The 23,085-nt window shown below is 38.9% G+C and carries 24 protein-coding genes and 1 riboswitch; of the genes, 20 read left to right on the top strand and 4 right to left on the bottom strand.

Annotated features, from left to right (window positions below; all coding sequences use genetic code 11):
- Positions 1-497: 497 nt before the first annotated feature.
- The gene (locus ACQKL6_RS04375; protein ID WP_402869266.1) at positions 498-833 is read left to right on the top strand and encodes a GNAT family N-acetyltransferase; all 336 of its coding nucleotides are present in this window, start codon (positions 498-500) and stop codon (positions 831-833) included.
- Positions 834-865: 32 nt separating this feature from the next.
- On the opposite strand, the gene ACQKL6_RS04370 is transcribed toward ACQKL6_RS04375, so the two are convergent.
- Positions 866-1,402, bottom strand: coding sequence for a DUF309 domain-containing protein (locus ACQKL6_RS04370; RefSeq protein WP_402869264.1), 537 nt, complete (start codon positions 1,400-1,402; stop codon positions 866-868).
- A gap of 159 nt (positions 1,403-1,561) precedes the next feature.
- Positions 1,562-1,654, bottom strand: a complete 93-nt coding sequence (locus tag ACQKL6_RS04365) for a YjcZ family sporulation protein (protein WP_402869262.1) — start codon at positions 1,652-1,654, stop codon at positions 1,562-1,564.
- Positions 1,655-1,871: 217 nt separating this feature from the next.
- Between ACQKL6_RS04365 and ACQKL6_RS04360 the strand changes: the two genes are divergently transcribed.
- The 18 genes from ACQKL6_RS04360 (at position 1,872) to ACQKL6_RS04275 (ending at position 19,747) form a co-directional block, all read left to right on the top strand.
- Positions 1,872-2,639 (top strand): segregation/condensation protein A, encoded by a 768-nt coding sequence (locus ACQKL6_RS04360; protein WP_402869261.1) that lies wholly within the window; start codon positions 1,872-1,874, stop codon positions 2,637-2,639.
- Positions 2,626-3,207 carry an SMC-Scp complex subunit ScpB gene (gene scpB, locus ACQKL6_RS04355; protein WP_402869259.1) on the top strand — a complete coding sequence of 194 codons (582 nt, stop codon included), beginning with the start codon at positions 2,626-2,628 and terminating at the stop codon, positions 3,205-3,207. The genes ACQKL6_RS04360 and scpB overlap by 14 nt, the downstream gene beginning before the upstream one ends.
- Before the next feature lie 58 nt (positions 3,208-3,265).
- Positions 3,266-3,679: a hypothetical protein gene (locus ACQKL6_RS04350; protein ID WP_402869258.1), complete on the top strand. Its 414-nt coding sequence runs from the start codon at positions 3,266-3,268 to the stop codon at positions 3,677-3,679.
- Positions 3,680-3,701: 22 nt separating this feature from the next.
- Complete coding sequence (locus ACQKL6_RS04345; protein WP_402869256.1) at positions 3,702-4,190, top strand: YpuI family protein; 489 nt, start codon at positions 3,702-3,704, stop codon at positions 4,188-4,190.
- Between the two features lie 112 nt (positions 4,191-4,302).
- On the top strand, positions 4,303-5,181 hold the full coding sequence (locus ACQKL6_RS04340) for a superoxide dismutase (protein ID WP_427650646.1): 879 nt from the start codon (positions 4,303-4,305) through the stop codon (positions 5,179-5,181).
- A 429-nt stretch (positions 5,182-5,610) separates the two neighbouring features.
- Positions 5,611-6,174 (top strand): alkyl hydroperoxide reductase subunit C, encoded by a 564-nt coding sequence (ahpC, locus tag ACQKL6_RS04335; RefSeq protein WP_402869253.1) that lies wholly within the window; start codon positions 5,611-5,613, stop codon positions 6,172-6,174.
- A gap of 134 nt (positions 6,175-6,308) precedes the next feature.
- On the top strand, positions 6,309-7,958 hold the full coding sequence (locus tag ACQKL6_RS04330; RefSeq protein ID WP_427650645.1) for an FAD-dependent oxidoreductase: 1,650 nt from the start codon (positions 6,309-6,311) through the stop codon (positions 7,956-7,958).
- A 191-nt stretch (positions 7,959-8,149) separates the two neighbouring features.
- Positions 8,150-9,310, top strand: coding sequence for a D-alanyl-D-alanine carboxypeptidase family protein (locus tag ACQKL6_RS04325; protein ID WP_402869250.1), 1,161 nt, complete (start codon positions 8,150-8,152; stop codon positions 9,308-9,310).
- Entirely contained in the window at positions 9,303-9,896 is a 594-nt protein-coding gene (locus ACQKL6_RS04320; protein ID WP_402869248.1) for a nucleoside recognition domain-containing protein, read from the top strand. Before ACQKL6_RS04325 ends, ACQKL6_RS04320 begins: the two co-directional genes overlap by 8 nt.
- Positions 9,897-9,898: 2 nt before the next feature.
- Entirely contained in the window at positions 9,899-10,438 is a 540-nt protein-coding gene (locus tag ACQKL6_RS04315) for a spore maturation protein (RefSeq protein WP_407406941.1), read from the top strand.
- Positions 10,439-10,715: 277 nt separating this feature from the next.
- The gene (locus ACQKL6_RS04310) at positions 10,716-11,456 is read left to right on the top strand and encodes a pseudouridine synthase (protein WP_402869246.1); all 741 of its coding nucleotides are present in this window, start codon (positions 10,716-10,718) and stop codon (positions 11,454-11,456) included.
- Positions 11,457-11,654: 198 nt separating this feature from the next.
- Entirely contained in the window at positions 11,655-12,185 is a 531-nt protein-coding gene (gene resA / locus ACQKL6_RS04305; protein WP_402956650.1) for a thiol-disulfide oxidoreductase ResA, read from the top strand.
- Between the two features lie 18 nt (positions 12,186-12,203).
- Positions 12,204-13,850: a cytochrome c biogenesis protein ResB gene (resB, locus tag ACQKL6_RS04300; protein ID WP_427650643.1), complete on the top strand. Its 1,647-nt coding sequence runs from the start codon at positions 12,204-12,206 to the stop codon at positions 13,848-13,850.
- Positions 13,843-15,021: a c-type cytochrome biogenesis protein CcsB gene (ccsB, locus tag ACQKL6_RS04295; RefSeq protein WP_427650641.1), complete on the top strand. Its 1,179-nt coding sequence runs from the start codon at positions 13,843-13,845 to the stop codon at positions 15,019-15,021. Before resB ends, ccsB begins: the two co-directional genes overlap by 8 nt.
- Before the next feature lie 283 nt (positions 15,022-15,304).
- Positions 15,305-16,021, top strand: coding sequence for a response regulator (locus ACQKL6_RS04290; protein WP_402956654.1), 717 nt, complete (start codon positions 15,305-15,307; stop codon positions 16,019-16,021).
- A complete protein-coding gene (locus tag ACQKL6_RS04285; RefSeq protein ID WP_427650672.1) occupies positions 16,018-17,811 on the top strand; it encodes an ATP-binding protein in 1,794 nt (597 codons plus the stop codon). The genes ACQKL6_RS04290 and ACQKL6_RS04285 overlap by 4 nt, the downstream gene beginning before the upstream one ends.
- 153 nt (positions 17,812-17,964) lie before the next feature.
- Positions 17,965-18,567, top strand: coding sequence for an RNA polymerase sigma factor SigX (gene sigX, locus ACQKL6_RS04280; RefSeq protein WP_427650639.1), 603 nt, complete (start codon positions 17,965-17,967; stop codon positions 18,565-18,567).
- Positions 18,533-19,747, top strand: coding sequence for a hypothetical protein (locus ACQKL6_RS04275; protein WP_427650638.1), 1,215 nt, complete (start codon positions 18,533-18,535; stop codon positions 19,745-19,747). The genes sigX and ACQKL6_RS04275 overlap by 35 nt, the downstream gene beginning before the upstream one ends.
- 90 nt (positions 19,748-19,837) lie before the next feature.
- Here ACQKL6_RS04275 and serA read toward each other — a convergent pair whose 3' ends face one another.
- On the bottom strand, positions 19,838-21,412 hold the full coding sequence (gene serA, locus ACQKL6_RS04270; RefSeq protein WP_402956658.1) for a phosphoglycerate dehydrogenase: 1,575 nt from the start codon (positions 21,410-21,412) through the stop codon (positions 19,838-19,840).
- Between the two features lie 339 nt (positions 21,413-21,751).
- Positions 21,752-21,884, top strand: a riboswitch (FMN riboswitch).
- 170 nt (positions 21,885-22,054) lie between these two features.
- On the opposite strand from serA, the gene ACQKL6_RS04265 reads away from it, so the two are divergent.
- A complete protein-coding gene (locus ACQKL6_RS04265) occupies positions 22,055-22,627 on the top strand; it encodes an ECF transporter S component (RefSeq protein ID WP_402986117.1) in 573 nt (190 codons plus the stop codon).
- Between the two features lie 133 nt (positions 22,628-22,760).
- Here ACQKL6_RS04265 and ACQKL6_RS04260 read toward each other — a convergent pair whose 3' ends face one another.
- Positions 22,761-23,009 (bottom strand): ferredoxin, encoded by a 249-nt coding sequence (locus ACQKL6_RS04260; RefSeq protein ID WP_402869232.1) that lies wholly within the window; start codon positions 23,007-23,009, stop codon positions 22,761-22,763.
- Positions 23,010-23,085: the final 76 nt, after the last annotated feature.

The following is a 23,085-nucleotide window of genomic DNA, read 5'->3' as shown; positions in this document are numbered from 1 at the left end:
AGATTGGACGAATCGAAGCGAAAAAAAGATACAGTTTTTATTAATTTTTTTCACCAAAAATTAGTCCCTATTAAAGTAGCTGAACGATCTTCCATCATTCGTAATGAAGATACAGGCCATGAAACCATTATATCCTTTATCAATGTAGTAAAAACAGAGCGAGATTGCAAGGGGATTTGTCAAAATGTGCTAAGTTATAGTAGAATGAATTCGATATTTAAATAGTTATTCATAAAAATAAAGGGAGTATGGGATGAGAAGGAGTAATAAAACACTTTTACTTATGATGCTTGTTGTGGCTTTGATATGGGGAATTATCTACTGGACATTTATCGCGTAGCACTAGGGAATCTATAATTCAAGTGCTGAAAGTGATGTTGAAACGAATAAAGTTTTTATGTATGATGTAAATGTCATAAGTGAGAGTAATCATCAAAGTGTATAAACTAGATAAACAGGTAAATAATAAAAAACGTTATTTAGTAACGAGGGATATTATGTTGATTAAGTATAAGAAAAGTTATGAAAAGTTTGCCATGGGGTTATTATCTTTCATGCCAAATGAAAAAGAGATAAAAGTGCTTCGGAATACCATGAAGAATTATGAAACAGATGAAAATTTGCAGTTGTTCTTATGGAAAGATGAAGAAATCGTCGGCTTGATTGGAATAGAGACAAGTTCCAATTTCATCGAGATTCAACATATATCTGTAAATCCTTCTTTCCGTAAGCAAGGGATAGGCAAAGAAATGGTTAGGTCAGTGAAGGAACAATACCCTGACAAAGAATTAAAGGCAAACGAGCATACGGAAAGTTTTATTGAAAAGTGTTGAAAAACTTATCTAATCAAAAATAGAGGATGCTCTCATGAGCGGTCCTCTATTTTTGATTTCCTTAAGGAAAGTTGTTTGGCCCTTTCCAAGATAACGTCAGAACGATCGCGTGTTAAATGTTTATCGACCAACCCTACATTCGTACAATCACTGTCCATGCACCACGTGTATCCTTTCTGTTTGCATAAGGTTTGGCAATGTGCAAGTAGTTCCGGGTCATTAATGGGAAGGTTAATGCTTCTATAGGGTTTTTTAAGCAACATTCGTTCATGTGTCTGTTGAAGCAAATCGAGCAGGGCTTCGGGATCAAGACCCAATTGTCGCAGCTCGGCTTTTTTTAAATGAAGGTTGGATATGGCCTTTGCAAGAGTTCTTGTAGCCCCTGCATTATTGCCCCTGCGATCATGGTATAGGGCAACGGCGATTTGAATCAGGCCGACCCAATGTGAATCACGTTCTTTAGGAGCTGTTTCTTTCCAATACTCTTCAAGTATTTCGTGACACTCAAAGTAATCTCGAGTTCCGTGAAAATGGATGAGGAAAGAGAGATAGTCTTCAGGTAAATGCAATAATAACCCCTCCTTGTGCCTTATTTTCCCTTAGGTTAAGAAAGCTTTTTTAGACGATTACCGCTTTTTAAGTATAAATACCATAGTACCATAAAAAAATGTCCAGAAAAATAAGGAAAGCTGATTGCTATGCAATCAGCTTGTGTCGTCAGTTTTCAATTATAACCAAGAAGCACCGACGATAACTAATAAAATGAATAATACTACGATAAACGCAAATCCGCCACCAAAACCTCCTGCATTGCCACCCATATAAGTACCTCCTTTATTCTGCTTATCTTACATTCTTAGACTATGTTCATTTTATCAATATGATTGGGCAACGACCCAATTTAAAAAATCCGCATGAAAAAACTTTAAATCAAGCAGAGCTTTATTTGTAATGGATAAAGGGCCGGTAATCCTCTATACTTGATTAATGAAGAAATAGGCCAATTAAAGGCCAATTAGATTTAAATGGGGTATTTTGATGGGTTATAATATTAAAATTGATGCATTCGAAGGACCGATGGATTTACTCCTTCATTTGATAAACCGTCTAGAAATAGATATTTATGATATCCCTATGGCTGATATCACAGAGCAATATTTAGGCTATATCCATACGATGCAGCATCTTGAATTAGATATTGCGAGCGAATATTTAGTCATGGCCGCTACTTTACTCGCCATCAAAAGTAAAATGTTGCTGCCTAAGCATGAAGATGAGCTATTGATGGATGAAGATGGGGAATTATTCGAAGAAGATCCTCGTGACGAACTTGTAGAGAAACTATTGGAATATAAAAAGTATAAATCTGCAGCAGAAGAATTCAAAGAACTGGAAGAAGAACGGAACTTGATATTCACTAAACCGCCAAGTGATCTGTCTGAATATGTAAAAGAAACGGAAAGTGAATTGCAGGAGTTAAATGTTAGCCTTTACGATATGTTGGGTGCCTTGCAAAAGTTGCTTCGCCGGCAAAAGATTCAAAAGCCCCTTTATACAAAAGTGACGAAACAAGAGATTTCCATTGAAAAACGCATGGAAGAAATTATGGCAGACCTCCAAACGTTTAAAGGTAAGAAGAGCTTTTTTGATTTGTTTCCAGAGCCAGTCAAGGAGCATATAGTGATTACATTTTTAGCGGTATTGGAACTGATGAAATTAAATGAAATTAAAGTTGAACAAGAAGATAATTTTTCGGAAATCATGATTGTAGCTAAGGAAGGTGTAGAACCAGTTGGAAGTTATTAATTGGAAAGGGATACTCGAGGCCCTTTTGTTTGCATCCGGAGATGAAGGTCTTTCCATCAAGCAAATTGCCTCAGTCCTTGAAATCACAGAATATCAAGCAACGGACATCATTGAAAGTTTAAAGGAAGACTATCTCACGGATACACGGGGGATTCAAATTATTGAAATAGCCGGTGTGTTCCAGCTGGCAACTAAGAAAGAACACTCCGATTATTTAAAGAAACTTGTGGAAACATCCAGTTCACAAGGGTTGACACAGGCAGCTTTGGAAACGTTGGCCATAATCGCCTATAAACAGCCGATTACGAGAGCGGAAATAGATGAGATACGCGGAGTGAAAACAGACCGTCCTATTCATACGCTTGTTACGAAAGTTTTAATTAAAGAGGTCGGTAGAGCTGAAGGGTCTGGTCGCGCTTATTTATACGGCACAACGAAAGAGTTTTTAGATTACTTCGGACTAAAATCCATAAACGAGTTGCCGCCACTTGCCGATAATACGGAAGAAAGCTTCGAAAACGGAGAAGCTGATCTGTTTTTCGAGAACTTCCAAAAAACAATCGAATAACAAATCCTCATGATTTTGTGATAATATAGAAAAAAATGGATGTTTGGAGGGGTTGCAGGTGCGCATTGTAGCGTGCAATGGGTATGCGCTTGAAAAAGAAAAATCAAATTCTCCCGAGGACTTCTTTAACCGTTCCACTGTCAAATACATACAGGCCGGTGAAGAAAAGGTATTGAATGTATTGTATCTTCGTTACTTCGATGAGATGATCGCCCGTTGGACTCCATATTCTCAAAATCCCGTTTTCAAAAGCCTGACTAGAGATATCTATATGGCTGATATTATCGCTTTGATTTGTCTCATCAAAGAACCAAGTTTATCCAGCCGAAAGCGAATATATATAAATTCAGAAAAAGAGTTAGCAAGTTACTTTCTAAATATAAACTTTCCAAAACTAGAGGAAGTGTTTAGATCTATTGAACAAGCTAAACCATATGATATTAAAACATATTTAGACTTTTATCAATCATAATCATTATGAGGAGGGTTCACGGTTGGGGAATACATTGGTAAAATCACAGCTTGAGGATGTAAAAAGCTTTTTAGAAACGACAGTGGCTCAGCTAGAGGAGTTTCTGAATGAAACGACTTATTCTAAGTTGCAACAGGAAAAAAATGGTGAAGAAAGCTATTATAAAGGAATTCTCTCTAGTTTAAGAAGAATGCTTGTAAGTTGTGAAGAGGGTTTGGAAGCATGTCAAATCGTTCTTAAAAATGAGGTTTTTAATAAAGCTGCTGCGGAAAAGACGCTTTATAGAGTGTATCATCAATGTATCGAAGAGTACTTTTCACCAAAATCGGACCGATGGTTTGAAGACAGTCGTTCAGCTTATACAGGGAAAAACTCCATCAAGTTCCATCAAACGGTACCGGATAGTATCATCACCATTCTTAAGACCGTAGAGAGTGGATTCCAGAACATGCGTGAAGAATTGGAGTTTTACGAAACCGATTATCGAACTAAGATGTTGCAATCTCGATAAGGAAACAGCAGGGCCTAATAGCCTTGCTGTTTTTTTTGTTAATGGTCTTTTCTTTTATTTGGAGCATAAAATGGGTTGATGTCTTATTTGAGATTTTTGGAGGGTGTGCTTATTGGATATAAGACAGTATGTGATGGATGTCAGTGAATGGATCGAACAAATGATGGGGTACATGGAGAGTATTGATATTAAGGACCGACGAATGATAGCAAATATGGAACAGCTTTCACGATGGACAAAGACATTGGAAACCGGAGATATAGATAATGAAGAACTACAAAAGATTGAAGAAGAAATAAACAGGATTTATAGAGAAATCAAAGAAAGGGCAAATGGGTTCCAATCTCAGAACGAAACAGAGGGATCTGTAGGTATCGGGAAACATACGCTTCCCCCCTTGCCATATTCATACGATGCACTTGAACCAATCATTTCGGCAGAAATTATGCGCTTGCATCATGATAAGCATCACCAAACATATGTGGATGGTTTGAATAAAGCGGAGTTAATGATGAAAAAGGCAAGAGAATCCAATGATTTTTCACTTTTGAAACATTGGGAAAGAGAGGCGGCATTCCATGGTTCCGGACATTATCTGCATACATTATTTTGGGAAGGCATGATGCCCGGAGGTGGAGGTCAGCCGAAGGGGGACCTCCTAAAACAGATTGAGATAGACTTTGGAAGCTTCGAGGCTTTTAAAAGTCACTTCAGCGAAGCGGCCAAACAGGTGGAAGGCGTTGGCTGGGCCATTTTGGTCTGGGTTCCCCGATCACGTAGGTTAGAGATCCTTCAATCTGAGCGACATATGATTTTGACACAATGGGATACCATCCCTGTCCTTGTTCTGGATGTCTGGGAACATGCTTATTATCTTCAATATAAGAACAATAGGGCAGCCTATGTAAAAAAATGGTGGAATGTCATAAATTGGCCGCAAACCACATTACGGTTCAATAAAGCAAAAAAACTGATTTGGAAACAACAATGAATAGTAAATGAGTTCTCGCGAAAAGATAGGAAGGGATGGATGGGGCCATAGTGGTTCCATCTTTTTCGTTTAGATTATTTTCGGGGGTATGAAAAGTATGGAAAAATGACAGGAAGAGGAAATTAGGGACCGAAAGGGAGTGAATACTTCAGGTGAATATTCTCAATTGTAAATTATTGTTATTAGAATTAGGGCGTGATATTTCTTCTAAAATAATTTTATATTTTTCATATTAGTTCTTGATATAGTAATGTGGGTATGTTAAATAGACCATTCATAGGGATTATAACTTGTTTTTATGTATATTAGTATAAAGTTGTGTCGAAAATGTGAACATGACAATTATTAAGTTATATTTATTGACTAGTTACTAAATAATAATTATTATAAACAGGAAGCAAAAAATATTTTTTCTGGAGGAATAATAATATGTCATTAATTAATAAACAAGTTGAAGATTTTAAAGTTCAAGCATACCAATCAGGAGAGTTCAAAGAAGTGACACTAGAAGATGTAAAAGGAAAATGGGCTGTATTCTTCTTCTATCCAGCTGACTTTTCATTCGTATGTCCAACAGAATTAGCTGATCTTCAAGATAACTATGAAACATTCAAAGAAATCGGTTGTGAAGTTTACTCGGTTTCAACTGATTCTCATTTCAGCCATAAAGGATGGGCAGATGCTACTGATACAATCGGTAAAATCGAATACCCAATGCTAGCAGATCCAGCACTAGCTCTATCTCGTCAATTTGGAGTATTAGTCGAAGAAGATGGCGTAGCTTTACGTGGTACTTTCATCGTAAATCCAGAAGGCCAAATCAAATCATATGAAGTGAATGACATGGGAATCGGCCGTAATGCTGAAGAACTTATTAGAAAAGTTCAAGCTGCACAATTCGTAGCAGAACATGGAGATAAAGTTTGCCCTGCTAAATGGACTCCAGGTGAAGATACATTAGAGCCAAGCTTTGACCTAGTAGGAAAACTTTAATTTTAGGATATTTCCCTATACATATATCAACTAGTTGATATATAAAACAGCTATGATTGACAAAAGGCACTTACTTCAATAAGTGCCTTTTGTCCTTTAAAAATAAAATTTTTTAAACAGCAAGGAGATCAACTATGGAAAAAATATATGATTTATTGATTATCGGGGGAGGACCAGCAGGTCTTTCTGCGGGAGTTTATGCAGGTCGAGCAAAATTAAAAACGATCATCCTTGAAAAAGGAACTGGCGGTGGGCAAGCAGCCACCACTTCAGAAATAGCTAACTATCCTGGTATTCGCAACATCTCAGGTCCAAAGCTAGTGGAGGAAATGAAACTTCAAAACGAAGATTTTGGTGTGGAGTTCGCTAAATCAGATGTAACCGGCGTAGATTTCTCTGGGGAAGTAAAAATCGTAAAAACGCTTAGTGGGGACTATCATGCACGCGCTGTAATCATTGCAACGGGCGCCACCCCAAGAAAACTTGGGTTTCCAGGAGAAGAAGAATTCACTGGCCGAGGCGTAGCGTATTGTTCAACCTGTGATGGAGAGTTCTTTGAAGGCTTGGAAGTTTTCGTCATTGGAGCAGGATATGCAGCGGCTGAAGAAGCCATTTTCCTTACTCGCTTTGCAACAAAAGTAACCATTATCGCCCGCGAATCAGCCTTCTCATGTGCCCCTTCCATTGTCGATAAAGTAATGGCCAATGAGAAAATCGAGGTCAAATTCAATACAGAGATTCTTGGTGCTTATGGCGACGGCATGATTCAACGTGCCCGCTTCATCAATAACGTAACAAAAGAAGAGTGGGAATATGAAGCGAAGGAAGAAGACAGTACATTTGGCATTTTCGTGTTCATTGGTTATCAACCTCAAACGGCCATTTTCCAAGGCCATATTGAAATGGACCGTGCTGGCTATATCCTAACTGACGATGATATGAAAACAAATGTAAAGGGTGTTTACGCAGCAGGTGACTTGAGACCGAAGTCCTTGCGTCAGATCATTACAGCAGTATCTGATGGAGCGATAGCCGCTACGGATGCGGGTAAATATGTTGCAGAAGAAAAAGACCGCTTAGGCATTAAAGATGAGCCGGTAGTGGAAGAAAAGAAAGAGGAAAAGAAAAAAGCTGCTGCACCAGCAGGTAAGAGCTCCTTACTGAGCGATACGTTAAGAGGCCAACTAAAAGGAATCTTCGATAAGATGGAGAATGACGTGACCTTAGTATCAATCGTGGATGAAAGCCTACCCAAATCGGTAGAATTACGTGACTTCTTATTAGATGTTGCAGAATTAGGGGACAAGCTTCATCTTGAGCTATATAATAAAGGTGAAAATAAAGATATGGAAGAAAAAGTGAATGCCGATAAATTCCCTGTAGTCTCCCTGTTAAATTCGAATGGGGAATACAGTGGGGTCAAATATCACGGTGTACCAGGCGGACATGAACTGAACTCCTTCATTTTAGCTATCTACAATCTTGCTGGTCCGGGTCAAGCGATGGATGCTGCTGTTCGGGATTCAATCAAATCAATTAGCAAGAAGACAAATATTAAAGTCATGGTATCTTTAGCGTGCCACTTCTGCCCTGACGTTGTAGTTGGAGCACAAAGAATCGCCATTGAAAATCCTAATGTTGAAGCTGAGATGGTCGACATCAGTAATTTCCAAGACATTAAGAAAAAGTATAAAGTTATGAGTGTTCCGGCTATGATCATCAATGATGAGGAAGTAGTGTTCGGAGCGAAGAAGATCGATGAAATTGCTGCTTTATTAGTTTAATAGATGAAAAACCGATGGATGGACATAACATGTCTGTTCATCGGTTTTTTTTCGTTTTTTTGTACCTTAACCTAATTGAATTATGCTTGTACCCTTCCTATTATCTTTAAAGACCTTCGATTATTTAATCATAACCCTTGTCCATTTGCATAAACTTGTACAAAAACAAGTAAAGAAACGGGAGGGCACTCATGCGTTTTCTATATAAAGAAATACCCAAATTGTGTATGGTCATTCTCATGTTTTCTTTTCTAGCACCATTACAGAGCGTTCAAGCCAACGTAGCCGTCAGTGCCCATAGTGCCATTTTAATGGACGAAGAAAGTGGAAGGGTCATTTATGAAGTGAATGCTCACGAAAAGAACCGAATTGCAAGTATCACGAAAATCATGACTGCTATCTTAGCTATCGAATCGGGAGAAATGGATGAGACCGTAACAATCAGTAGTAATGCTTTTGGTACTGAAGGGTCTTCCCTTTATTTGAAAGAAGGTGAAAAGATCAAGCTTGAAGATTTGGTTTATGGCTTGATGTTACGTTCGGGGAATGACGCGGCTGTTGCGATCAGCGAAAAGGTGGGAGGGAGCCTTGATGGTTTCATTTGGATGATGAATCAAAAAGCGGAAGAAATCGGTATGAAGAACTCCCACTTTACGAACCCTCATGGATTGGATAATACCAAGAATCATTATTCAACGGCATATGATATGGCTTTACTCACCCGTTATGCTATGCAAAACAAGACATATGCCAAAATAGCTGGCACTAAAGTACATCGGGCCCCTAACTCGACCGAGAATTGGGATTATGTATGGAAAAATAAGAATCGGCTACTCACGCAATTATATGAGTATTGTACCGGCGGGAAAACGGGCTATACTAAACTTGCAAAGCGGACATTGGTCACTACAGCGACTAAAAATAATCATAATCTTATCGCTGTCACGTTGAATGGGCCGGATGATTGGAATGACCACATCAATATGTATGAATCTGCTTTCAAGAATTACAGTTTGACTGAAATTCTTCCTGAAGGCGCCATAAAGGACATAAAGAATAAAACGTATAGAGGGCATGTTTATTTCAAAAATGATTTTTCCTATCCTCTTACTAAGGACGAAAGGAATTCAATAAAGGTTAAAATGAAATTTCTGAAGCCGAAGAAGAGTTGGGAAGATAAACGAAATATTCCGGAAGTAGTGGGCAAGGCTTATATCTATCTGGATGGAAAACAGGTCGGTTCGCGTTCCATCTTTTATGGTGAAACTGTAGAAAGTTTCAACCAGCAATCTTTTCAATCCTCGTGGGCTGCTCTATTCGAAGCAGTATTGGGAATAGATAGAAATGGTTAATTATATCTGGGTTGGAATGACAGTAATCGGTATAGTATTCGCCATGATTAATGGGACCATGAATCAGGTGAATGAAGCACTTTTTGTTAGCGCCAAGGAAGCTGTCACCCTTTCGATAGGCTTGATGAGCATTCTGGTTTTTTGGCTGGGGTTAATGAAAATCGCGGAAGAATCGGGGCTGCTCGAAAAACTATCCGTTTTGTTCAAGCCTTTAATGAAATGGTTATTCCCTGAAGTCCCTCCCAATCATCCTGCAATGGGCTATATTTTATCCAATATGATGGCGAATACGTTTGGATTGGGAAATGCAGCGACACCATTAGGGATTAAAGCCATGGAGCAGTTAAAGAAATTAAATGGTAATAAAGCGACCGTAAGCCGTTCGATGGTTACCTTTTTAGCGGTGAATACTTCAAGTGTGACATTGATCCCAACGACCGTCATTGCTATAAGGATGAATTACGATGCCGTCTCCCCGACTGACATAGTGTTTCCAACTATCGTGGCTACAGCCATTTCGGCGGTAGGGGGAATAGCGATAGATCGATACTTTTATTACAGGAGAAAGCGGAATGGGAGGGAATAGGAATGCTACAATGGATGACCGCCATTTCGATTTGGTTGATACCACTTTTGATTCTCTCGATTTTATTATACGGTACGTATAAGAAGGTTCCCACCTATGAGACCTTCGTAGAGGGGGGGAAGGAAGGAATCAGTATGTCTTTCTCCCTTATCCCTTTCTTGGTGGGAATGCTCGTCGCCATTTCGGTGTTTAGAGCCTCGGGGGCTCTTGATTCCTTCGTACAGGCATTAAAACCGATTCTAGCCTTTCTTCACTTCCCGGCTGAGGTTTTCCCCCTGGCGATCATCCGTCCTATATCGGGAACGGCTGCATTAGGGATGACGAGTGACTTGATTTCCGTATATGGTCCGGATTCCTTTGTTGGTCGCTTGGCGGCTACGATCCAGGGAAGTACAGATACGACCCTGTATGTGTTGACTGTATATTTCGGAGCAGTGGGAATTAAAAAAATGGGTGATGCACTCAAGGTTGGCTTATTGGCGGATTTAGTCGGGGTTATAGCAGCAGTGGTTGTGGTCACGCTTGTTTTTGGTACAAAGTAAGCCGAGGAAATGGATGTATCCATTTCCTTTTTTTATTGATATCCTATATTTTACGATTTTAAGAAAAGGATACATTTTTTTGCCATGGAAAATTAAGCTATGTTACACTCATTATGGAAACCAGCCTATATAACAGATCCTAAATGGATGAAATAATAAAAGAAACGGCCATATTCACGAAAAACCTTTTGTTTTTGCCTCGCTATATGTAATAATTGTATGATTGTGTATGTACAGACAATAACAAACGAATGATTATACTATGAGGTGAAGATAGATGGAAAGATTACAAAAGGTAATAGCACATGCAGGATTAGCATCGCGTCGCAAGGCCGAAGAGCTAATATTAGAAGGCAAGGTAAAAGTGAACGGTAAAGTAGTGAAAGAATTAGGTGTGAAGGTAGGTCCTAATGACAAAGTACAGGTTAATGAAATCCCACTCGAGAAAGAACCACCTGTATATTTCGTATTCTACAAACCACGCGGAGTCATTTCAGCTGTTTCGGATGATAAAAATAGAAAAGTCGTAACGGATTACTTCCCATTCGTCCAAGAACGGATTTATCCTGTAGGTCGTCTCGATTATGATACTTCCGGTTTATTGGTTTTAACGAATGACGGGGATTTTGCGAATACACTCATGCATCCAAAACATGAAGTCGACAAAGTGTATGTAGCTAAAGTGAAGGGCATTCCTTTACGTGAGAGCCTAAGGAAATTAGAAAAAGGAATCATGCTTGAAGATGGAAAAACAGCTCCAGCTAAGACCAGAGTACTGACGACTGATAAGAAAAAGGAAACGGCCATTATAGAAATCACTATCCATGAAGGGAGAAACCGCCAGGTCCGTCGGATGTTTGAAGCGATAGGCCATCCTGTAATTAAATTAAAACGGGAGCAATATGGTTTCTTAACATTAGATGGACTGACTGCGGGAGATTCAAGAGAGTTAACTCCCCATGAAGTTAAATTAATGCGGACGATGGCATCGACTGACCCTAAACAGCGGAGAATGTAATACGTTTTTTCTCTTTATTAACAGGTTGAAACCGTTACCCCATTCATCCAAGCGGTTGAATGGGGTGGTGGAAAACAGCCTGTAAATTCCTTTTCTTTCATGATACGAAAAAGGTGTCGACGAATCTTCAATATATGGTCATCGTGTTACATGTTATATTGGTATGGTGAAATATAGAGCTGCCTTAGGAGGATTTCTATGGATAGAAAAAAGCGACGCCTAGTGAGCAGGACCATCATTCTACTGTTATTAGGTGCAGCTTTAGTGTTTGCCCTTTATACGAACTTCACTAAAGATAAGAATGACAGTCTTCAAAAAGGAAAGGAAGCTCCTAATTTTGTTTTGACTGACATGGCAGGCAAAGAACATAAGTTGTCGGATTATAAAGGACAGGGTGTTTTCCTGAACTTTTGGGGTACATATTGTAAGCCTTGTGAATACGAAATGCCTTATATGGAAAGTCAATATCAAACATACAAGGACCAGGGTGTTGAGATATTAGCAGTCAATGTCGGGGAATCTGAATATTCGGTCAATAATTATGCTGCAAAACATAATCTTACCTTCCCAATCATGATTGATAAAGGCAGGGAAGTGGAGAATGCGTATCGCGTTGATATTTTACCGGTCACCTTCTTGATAGATAAAGAAGGAAAGGTGATAGATATCATTACCGGAGCCTTGACAGAAGAGAGCATCCAAAAGCATATGGAGAGAATTAAACCATAATACTGGGGAGTTTTTGACATGAAAGAAGTAAAATGCGATTGTGGCCATGTAAATCCATATGGTACAAAAATTTGTGAAGTTTGCGGGAGTATCCTGGATAAAGAAGATAAAAAATTAATTGATATGCGCTATGAGGGAAGTGCCAGACGTTCACAGACTTATAACAAAACGATCATTGATAAAGTCTGGAATTTCTTCTCTTCCGTTAAGGTTGGGGTTACCCTTATAGTCCTGGCCTTGGTTGCTTCTGCAATCGGAACAATATTTCCACAGGAAATGTATATCCCTTCTTCTGTAACACCCGCCGAACATTACCAATCGGAGTATGGAACGTTAGGGAAGTTGTATTATGAATTCGGATTTCATAATTTATACAGTTCATGGTGGTATCTAATCATTATAGCGATGTTGGGCATATCCCTTCTGATTGCAAGTATCGACCGCTTTTTCCCATTATATCGGTCTTTAAAGAAACAAGGAATTACTCGCCATGATGGTTTCATGAAGCGACAAAGGGTATCGGGAGTGACGAAGCTTGAGGGCCAGGGAGTAGATTTGGAAGAAGTAAAAGAGCGGTTGAAAAAGCAGCGCTATCATATACGTGAGGAAAATGGGAACATTCTTGCAGAAAAAAGCCGTTTTTCACGTTGGGGCCCTTACGTCAACCATATCGGACTTATCATTTTTTTAATTGGGGCTTTACTACGCTCAGTACCTGGAATGTATATTGATAAAGTGCTTTGGCTAAGGGAAGGCGAGACAAAAGAGATTCCTGGTACAAATGGTGAGTATTATCTTAAGAATAATGAATTCACACTGGAAGTCTATGATAAAGAGAATGAAGAAGACGAGCAATTCAGTGCCGCCATTGATAAAACTGGTACGATAGCTAAGACTTATGAAGCAGATGTGACATTGTTCGAGCGTCAAAATGAAGCGTTGCCAGGTGAAAAAGCAGAACTTGATAAAGTTAAGGATTTTAAAATAAAAGTGAATGAACCCTTGAAACACGATCACTTTGCTTATTATCAGGTGGATTATAAATTGGACGAGCTTAGTACCATGTCTTTTAATCTTATCAATAAAGAGACAGAAGAGAAATTTGGAAATATCACGGTGGATTTGAATAATCCGCAGAAGATGTATGAATTGAATAAAGGGTATTCTGTCGAGTTAATGAGTTATTTCCCCGATTTCGAATTTGATGAAAAAGGAGAACCGACGACGATATCAAAGGTTCCGAATAATCCGGCATTTATCTTTAATATGAAGACCCCAGATAAACCAGATGGAGAAGTGAGTTTCGTAGCTATAAAAGAGACGGTGGAACCATTAGGAGAAAATACATATAAACTGGCTTTTGCTGGAGTTGAAACGAAAGACGTTACAGCTTTGACTGTCAGGAAAGATCTTACATTGTGGATTCTTTTCACCGGGGGAATTATCTTCATGATAGGTGTTATCCAAGGTTCGTATTGGAATCATCGCCGTATATGGATTAAAAGAAATGAGAGTGAGATTTTGATAGCCGGCCATACCAATAAAAACTGGCATGGCATTAAGAAAGATATAAAAAATGCGATTGAATCAACACCACTTTGTGAACCAACAGATTTACTAGAAGAGGAGAAATCTTCTAATAAGGGGGAAGTTTTAAATGGCTGATTTGAGCGGTAATTTATTATATGCGGCCTTCTTTTTATATCTAATTGCGACCTTTATTTTTGGAGGCTCGATAAAGGATAAAAAAGGAGCAGAGGAGAAAAAACAAAATAACTGGGCAAAATTAGGAATCACCTTGACCATTTTAGGATTTGCAGCGCAGGTGGGTTATTTTATTACAAGATGGATTGCTGCGGGCCATGCACCTGTTAGTAACCTGTTTGAATTTACAACATTTTTCGGCATGATGATGGTAGGGGCATTCATCTTGATTTACTTTCTTTATAAAACGCCCGTCCTTGGGTTGTTTGCCCTCCCCATTGCATTATTGATCATTGCGTATGCAAGTCTGTTTCCGACGGAAATATCGCCGCTCATACCAGCCTTGCAGAGTGATTGGCTACATATCCATGTAACAACTGCAGCGGCAGGGCAGTCCATTCTTGCCATCAGCTTTATCGCCGCTATCATTTATCTGGTTAAATCGGTGGAACAGACAAAAGCAAGTAAACGGACATTTTTTCTTGAAATCATCATGTATACGTTAGTCAGTACACTTGCACTTGTAATAGTATCCTCCACTTTCTCCATGATGGATTATAAAGCTAGTTTTGATTGGGTTGATAAAAAAGATATGGCAGCCAAACAGGAATATACACTTCCTGCCTTGGTTGGTCCTCATGAAGGGGTTATGCTTGAAAAGGGACAATTCCAACCATTGATGGAGATGCCTGCAATAATCAATGCGAAAAAACTGAACACAGTCATATGGTCGATTGGTGCAGGACTGGTCCTGTATGGCTTGATAAGGTTGATTTCTCGGAAAAGAGTCGCTGCTCTAATAAAACCGCTTGTTAAAAATGTTAATTTGAACTTGCTGGATGAAATCAGTTACCGTTCCGTTCTAATTGGATTTCCGGTCTTCACACTCGGGGCACTTATTTTTGCCATGATTTGGGCCCAGATTGCTTGGACACGATTCTGGGGATGGGACCCGAAGGAAGTATGGGCCCTTATCACCTGGTTGTTTTATGCAGCCTTTTTACATCTGCGTATGTCTAAGGGATGGCAGGGAGAAAAATCAGCCTGGCTTGCGGTCATTGGTTTTGCCATCATGATATTCAATTTGATATTTGTGAATTTGGTTATCGCTGGTTTGCATTCATATGCCTAATTAAGGGAACCTTATCATTAGATGAAGGGGGTCTTTTGATAGTAATGTCGTTAATTTTATCGATATTCCTACCAAACGATCCCTTTTTTATGATTAAAGCGTTATTGCTAGGGAAATAAATCCTAGAGGGCTTTTAGATAGCTTGTGGTAATTATTGTGACAATATAGTGAAAAGTTAAGGAAGAGCCTATAGAATTGGCTGTTTATCGGGATTTGTTAAGAAATAATATTAGGCATTAAAGCTTTCATTTTGTAAAATAAATGATAGGAGGCTGGTTACGAAATGTATAATGCTATTAAAATTCTTGTGGTGGATGATGAAGAAAGAATCCGCCGCTTGCTAAAAATGTATTTAGAAAGAGAAGAATACATAATTGATGAAGCTGAAAATGGTGATGAGGCTTTAGTGAAAGCTCTAGAAAATGATTATGATTTAATCTTATTGGATATTATGATGCCTGGCAAAGATGGTATTGAAGTCTGTCGGGAGTTGAGAGAGAAAAAAACGACACCTATCATCATGCTTACCGCTAAAGGTGAAGAAGTGAATAGAGTCCAAGGATTCGAAGTGGGGACAGATGATTATATTGTCAAACCCTTCAGTCCACGTGAGGTTGTATTAAGGGTCAAGGCGTTATTGCGCCGTTCTTCCAATGCAAATTACATGCAAACCGAAGCATCAGCAAAAGATGTAATCGTATTTTCCCACCTAACGATTGATAATGATGCCCATCGTGTGCTCGCGGATGGCAAGGAAGTATCTCTCACGCCAAAAGAATATGAATTATTATATTTCTTGGCGAAATCCCCCGATAAAGTTTTTGATCGTGAACAGTTGCTAAAAGAAGTGTGGCATTATGAATTCTTTGGAGACCTTCGAACTGTGGACACGCATGTCAAACGCTTGCGTGAAAAGTTAAACCGTATATCCGAAAATGCTGCCAAAATGATTGTCACTGTTTGGGGCGTGGGTTACAAGTTCGAAGTTATTAACGACTGATGCTATGGGGCAGTGTTGTTGGTAAGCTTTGGGCAACGATTCTTTTGCTGGTATCCTTTGTTCTGATTGTTTTGACTGTACTTCTGGTTGAATTCTTTGATAATTTTCAGATAGAGAATGTCGAAAATGATTTAACCAAAATGGCACAGCAAATCATTACGGTCACGAATGAACATGGGGGCACTGGAGACGAAGTACTCCAAATAGCTTCTGAATTGATAGGTGATGAAACGAAAGTAATCATCTTGAATGACAATAAAATGGTCTTTTCATCTGTTGATGAGAATGGGTTTAAGATAACGCCTGAATTCATTAAAGATGATCCCGAATTATTAAAGGTATTTACAGAGAGAAAAACTGTAAAAAAAGAGATGATGCTTTCGACTGAGGGGACAGATGAAGATACATTGTCAGCAATTGTAGTGGGGGTTCCTCTTGAATTAAATGGTCAGCAGGATGAGGTTTTCTTGATTCAGTCATTGGAATCGATGGAAGAAACAACGAAATCCACAACGCAGTTCATCCTCTTAGCTGCAGGGATCGCTATAATATTGACAACGATTTTCGCTTTCTTTTTATCTACGAGAATCAATGCTCCACTAGTAAAAATGAGGGAAGCTGCCTTGGCCATAGCTCGTGGTAAATTTGATACCAAGGTTCCCATCCTCACCCAGGATGAAATAGGTGAGTTGGCCATTGCATTTAATCAGATGAGAAAACAGCTGAAATTCAACATGAATGCCCTCAGTCAAGAAAAGGAACACCTTGCAAGCATTCTAAGCAGTATGGCAGACGGGGTTATTACCTTTAATAAAGATGGTACTATACTTGAGACGAATCCTCCAGCTGACCGGTTCTTGCAAGCATGGTACTTTGAAAAAGGATACAATCGGGAAGACAATATGAATGTACCATCAGTACTAATGAATCTATTTGACGAATCAGAGTCCTATGATAAGGAACAAGTTGGAGAAATTACTTTACAGGGTAGAAATTGGGGACTGATTGTCAGTCCTTTATATTCAACTGCAGATAATATCCGCGGTGCTGTCGCCATCATCCGTGATATGAGTGATGAACGTCGCATGGATAAACTAAGGACGGACTTCATTGCCAATGTGTCCCATGAGTTAAGGACCCCGATATCGATGCTACAAGGGTATAGTGAAGCCATTGTAGATGATATAGCAGGCAGTGAAGCTGAAAAAATGGAAATGGCTCAGATCATTTATGATGAATCGTTGAGGATGGGACGTTTAGTTAATGATTTATTGGATTTAGCCAGATTGGAATCAGGGAAAATGAACCTTACTTATGACCTGGTTTCCGTCTCCCCCTATTTAAAGAGGATTACAAGTAAGTTCTATGGACTGGCTAGAGATAAAGGGATCACGATTACGACGCATCTTCAAGACGATGGGGTCAACTGGAATTTTGACCCTGATAGAATTGAGCAGGTATTGACGAATTTAATTGATAATGCAATCCGTCATACTCCTGCAGGCGGAAAAATCGATGTCATTCAAAAAATGAGTGATCGCAGAGGCTTGATTATAGATGTGAAGGACTCTGGTTCAGGTATTCCGGAAGAAGACTTACCATTCGTATTCGAGAGATTTTATAAAGCGGATAAAGCACGTACCCGTGGACGGTCTGGTACGGGCCTAGGTCTGGCCATTGTTAAAAATATCATTGATGCACATGATGGATATATTTCGGTGAACAGTTTACCAGAAAAGGGAACAACATTCAGCTTTATTCTACCTCGAATATTGGAAAATGCTGAATAAATGTCAGATTGCTTGGCAAATAATCTTGATACATGAGAAACAGAGTGGGCAAAGGCAATTGGATTCTCCTAATTGCCTTTGCCCATATTTTATTTGCGGGCAGTATATGGAGTAAATTGGGTAATTAGTATAAAATAAGTATGTAACTTTCATATGAAAATATCGACTATAATTATGAACGGATGTGGAGAAATAATGAATTCCATTTTCCACGATCTTTATGAAAAATATCACCAGGAAATTTATCAATTCATTTATTATATGACCAAAGACCGTGAAACGGCAGAGGACCTGGTTCAAGAAGTTTATATCAGGATAATGAAGGCCTATAATCGTTTTGAAGGCAATAGTAGTGAAAAAACCTGGATGTATTCCATTGCGAGAAATGTGACCATTGATTATTTTCGGAAACAAAAAGGATGGAAGAATAAAATCATTCCCACTATTGATTGGGATGGTCAGATGATTAAAGATAATCATCCGATTCCCGAAGAAGTGGCCATTATGAATGATAATGTCAGAGAGATATATCGTTGCTTGAATCGATGTACTGTTAATCAAAAAGCAGTCATTATTTTACGGTACATACAAGGCATGTCCATTTCAGAAACCGCGGATGTACTGAATTGGAGTGAAAGTAAGGTAAAAACAACGCAACACCGCGCTTTAAAAGCGATTAAAAAAATGATGGATGATTCATCAGAAGAGGGGAGGAATTCCTTTGAAGAAATCCCGTTGGAAAGAAAGAGAAATTGAGGACTTGCTTCGCCAACTTCCGGAGGTAAAAGATAAACGCTCGAAGAAAGAAGTGTTTTCGAGGATAGAAGGTAAGCAAAGAAGAAACCGTAAAAAACTTTGGATTCCTCGTATTGTGGGCATTGCCTCCTTATTCTTAATGATGATCATTGGATCTTCACTGATGATTGGAAAAGATGAATCTCAAGAGCAGGAGGTTAATAGCCACGGCAATGGAAAATTGGCCATTTCAGAAAGTAAGATCATTTTGGATAAGCAAGAAAAGCATGATATTGAATCAAATGAAAAGCAGGATGTAAAGGAAGATATTGAGGGCGAACCAATAGAAAAAAATGAATTGAAAAGTAAATCTCAACAAGTGGAAAAAGAAAAAACACCCATTCGTGCGATCTACTCAGAAGATTTGCAGGGGAAGTCGACAATAACTCTAGGCGTGCCTGATCACCAACAGAATTTTATCGTACCTCTATCTTTTGTAGTCGATACTATCGAAGAAACGGAAGCCTTGGATCAGGTGGTAAAAAAGATGTCGACCATTAATGAGAAAAAATATGGCCTGTCCGATTATTTCCCTCTAGATATTAAGGTATCCCATGTTCCCACCAACAACACAGCAAATATCGAATTACGGGCAGGCAGTAATCTGCTGGATGAGGATATCGTGTTTCTTAGAACCATGGAAGAAACCTTATCCTATCTAAATATTGATAAAGTGACATTTACAACGGACGGAAAATCTGGTGCCAGTTTTGCTCATGCCGGAACAGTAATAGAAGAAGAAATTCCCCAGCACAAGAATCGCACATTCTTTCTTTATCACACGGATAAATCATCTTCAAGTTTCCTTGTGCCTAGCAATATCGATTATCAGAACATGGAAGAGGCCCTACAAGCGGCAAAGGAGGAACCTGGCATAGAAGGGATTTCTTCTGCTCTACCGGAGAGTTTGAAGTGGGAGAACCTAACATATGATGGGGGTTTAGTAACTGTAGAACTGGCACAAGATGGCCGCTTGAAGAATGATTCAGAGTCGCTTCAAGGTTTGGAAGTCATTCTATTTACAGCTAAAGACTTTGGCTATGCAAAGGTGAAGTTTGAAAACTCCCCTGTAGAAATGGTAGGTTCTCTGAATTTATCGGAAGAGATTACAGTACCCGTTGCTCCTAACTTAGTTAATTAAAGGTCAAGTGCATGCTTGCGATGTGAGAGGCAGATGAGGGTCGTTCAACAAAAAAAGGATGCCCGCTAGTGGGGCATCCTTAAGTGGAAATTATAAAGCTATTCGGGCCATGAAAGTAATTTCTTGTGTTTCCTCTAAGAATTGCTTCATATTATCTTCTAATGGTTTATCGAAACTCAATACCATGATAGCTTCCCCGCCAGCTTCTTTACGACCAACTTGCATAGTCGCGATATTTACGGCATGATCACCAAGAATTTTACCGACGTTACCGATTACTCCAGGTTTATCAGTGTGTTGGATATAAAGTAAATTAGCTTCTGGATGGAAATCAATTTTGAAACCATTCAGATTGACAATCCGGGAACCATAGTTCTCGATATGAGTACCACTAATGGTTAATTCGCGAGTGTCGCCTTTTACTTTTAGACTGATCAGGTTAGAATAACCTAGAGAGTCAGTAGAAACCTTTTCGCCAATGGTAATGCCACGCTCTTTAGCAACCAATAGCGCATTCACTTCATTAACTGAAGCATCTACTCTTGATTTGAAGAAGCCTGCTATTAGGCTTTTTGTTAGAATAGCGGTGTCGAAGTCCAATGACTCACCTGCATAAGTTACGGAAATCTCCTGAATGCCTTCTTTCATGCATTGTGAGGCAATGGAGCCCATTTGTTGGACTAGTTGATAGAATGGCTGAACCTTTTCAAACACCTCTTTAGAAATGGCTGGAAGGTTAATTGAACTTGATACAGGATTACCTTCAAAATAGGTTAATACTTCTTGGGCGACTTGAACGGCAACATTCAATTGGGCTTCTTTAGTGGAAGCTCCTAAATGAGGAGTAGCGATGACGTTATCAAGTTCAAGTAATTTATGGCCAAGCGGTGGTTCTTCAACAAAAACGTCCAATGCGGCTCCAGCTACATGTCCCTCGACAATCATTTCATATAAATCATCTTCATCAAGGATTCCGCCACGTGCACAGTTTAATACGTACACGCCTTTTTTACAGGTTAGTAACTTTTCTTTATTGATTAACCCTCTAGTTTCGTCCGTTAGAGGTGTATGTACAGTGATTATATCTGCTTTAGGGAGCAATTCATCTAAAGTCAGGGAAGTTACGGACATTTTTTTTGCACGATCAGCTGTTAAGAATGGGTCATAAACTATGACTTCCATGCCGAAAACTTTTGCGCGTTTGGCAATCTCTCCACCAATTCGTCCGAAACCAACAATACCTAAAGTTTTTCCGCGAAGTTCCGTTCCTGTATAAGAAGATCGTTTCCATTCTCCATTTTTCAGGGAAGCATAAGCTTGCGGAATATGGCGCATCAAAGAAGCCATCATGGCAAATGTATGTTCAGCTGTTGAAATTGTATTTCCGTCAGGAGCATTCACAACAACGATTCCTCGTTTTGTTGCAGCAGGAATGTCAATGTTATCAACGCCGACACCTGCGCGAGCAATGATCTTTAGTTTTGGCATGCGGTTCATTAAATCTTCTGTAACTTTTGTTGCACTTCTAACCAGTATTGCATCGATCTGATCAAGTTCGTTTGCTGCTTCTTCTACAGTCTTCTGAATAAGAAGAATATTGGATGCCTCTGAAAGCGGTCCGAGTCCTTCTGGTTTGATGGCATCTGCTACTAAAATCTGATACACGTGTAAACACCTTCCTAGGTAAAATTCTCTTAAATTTCAGTTAATTTTACAATTGAAATAGGAAAACTGTCAATTTGGCATACCTATATGTAAGCGCTTTAATTAAATTTACTTTGAAATTCACTCGTCCAAAACCGCAAGGGCAAAGGGTTTGAGTCGTAATTTTCTAAAAATAAAAATTATTTTAGACCGAGTAAAACGTCGTGATTATAAATACATATTTTGTTTAAAATGAATAAAAGTGTAATATTTGATTGTCGTAAATTCATAGTTGCGATGAAAATACTATTCAAAAAAAGAAAAATCATTTATAATGAAAATTGTAAATTAATTTTATAGGTCTATCTTCGGGGCGGGGTGTAACTCCCCACCGGCGGTGATGAAGAAAAATTCTTCTAAGCCCGCGAGCCTTAGGGCAGGATTTGGTGAGATTCCAAAGCCGACAGTATAGTCTGGATGGGAGAAGATGGAGGTTCCTGAATGCGTTCAAACAGTCAAGTGCTGAACGTTTGTTTGATGAAACCTTTAATTTATCCCTTTAATTCTGTCGGAATTAAGGGTTTTTTTATTGAACATCAACATTCATGAAGGATCCCTAACCTCTTTTTCAAGGTAGATCAAGAAAAAGAAGGAGAGAGAACTATGAAATCGAACAAAGTTAAAAAGATGGTCACACTTGCAATGCTAGGAAGTCTTTCCTACCTACTAATGCTTTTGAATTTTCCATTTCCGGGATTTCCGCCTTTTCTGAACATTGATTTTAGTGACATCCCAGCACTGATGGCGGCATTGATTTTCGGACCGCTTGCAGGAGTTTTAGTTGAATTCCTGAAAAACTTATTGGATATGGTCATGACTGGAAGCGATACGGGTGTACCGGTTGGACATATCTCTAACTTTATAGCGGGGGTATTATTCATACTGCCAACATATTATGTATATAAAAAAATAAGTTCGAAAAAAGGAATGACATTTGCCTTGCTAGCCGGAACAGTTTCCATGGCGCTAATTATGAGTGTCTTAAACTATTATGTCTTTTTACCGGCATATACTTTCTTTATGGGATGGGATGCCATGACCGCACCAGAGTCAAGACAATTCGTAACTGCGGCAATACTCCCTTTTAACATCATTAAAGGGGTGCTCATCACTTCCGTTTTCATGCTATTATTTGTTAAACTCCAAACATGGATCAATAAAACAAGTATTATATAAACATGCTTAATATATAAAAAGAGGCAGAAACAACCAGATGATAACTGGGTTGTTTCTGCCTCTTTAATGTATGGGGAGAGTTTTAAAAAATACATAAAAAAAGCCATTCTCAAAATGAAAATGGCTTTTATACTTATTCGAATTTTAAAGCGTCGCCCTCGAATGATTCGTCTGCGACTTTGATAGAGTCTGTGGGGCATCCTTCAAATGCATCCATCATGTCATCTATAAGAACATCGGGGATTTCAACGATTCCTTCGTTATCATCTAGCGTAACAAAAGCAATTCCTTCATCATCATAATCATAGATATCTGGTGCTGCAGCTCCACAGGCTCCACAAGCGATACATGTTTCTTTATCAACAATAGTAAATTTAGCCATGAATAAAACCCCTCCTAAGTTGATTTACAACTCAAAACCTTTTTTATTATAGATTAACATCTCTTTCTTATTGTAA

Source organism: Peribacillus sp. NPDC097197 (genome assembly GCF_050278025.1).
In the GTDB taxonomy this organism is placed as follows: Bacteria; Bacillota; Bacilli; order Bacillales; family DSM-1321; genus Peribacillus.
Note: the sequence above shows the minus strand (reverse complement) of the source record. Positions and strands in the feature narration are given on the sequence as shown.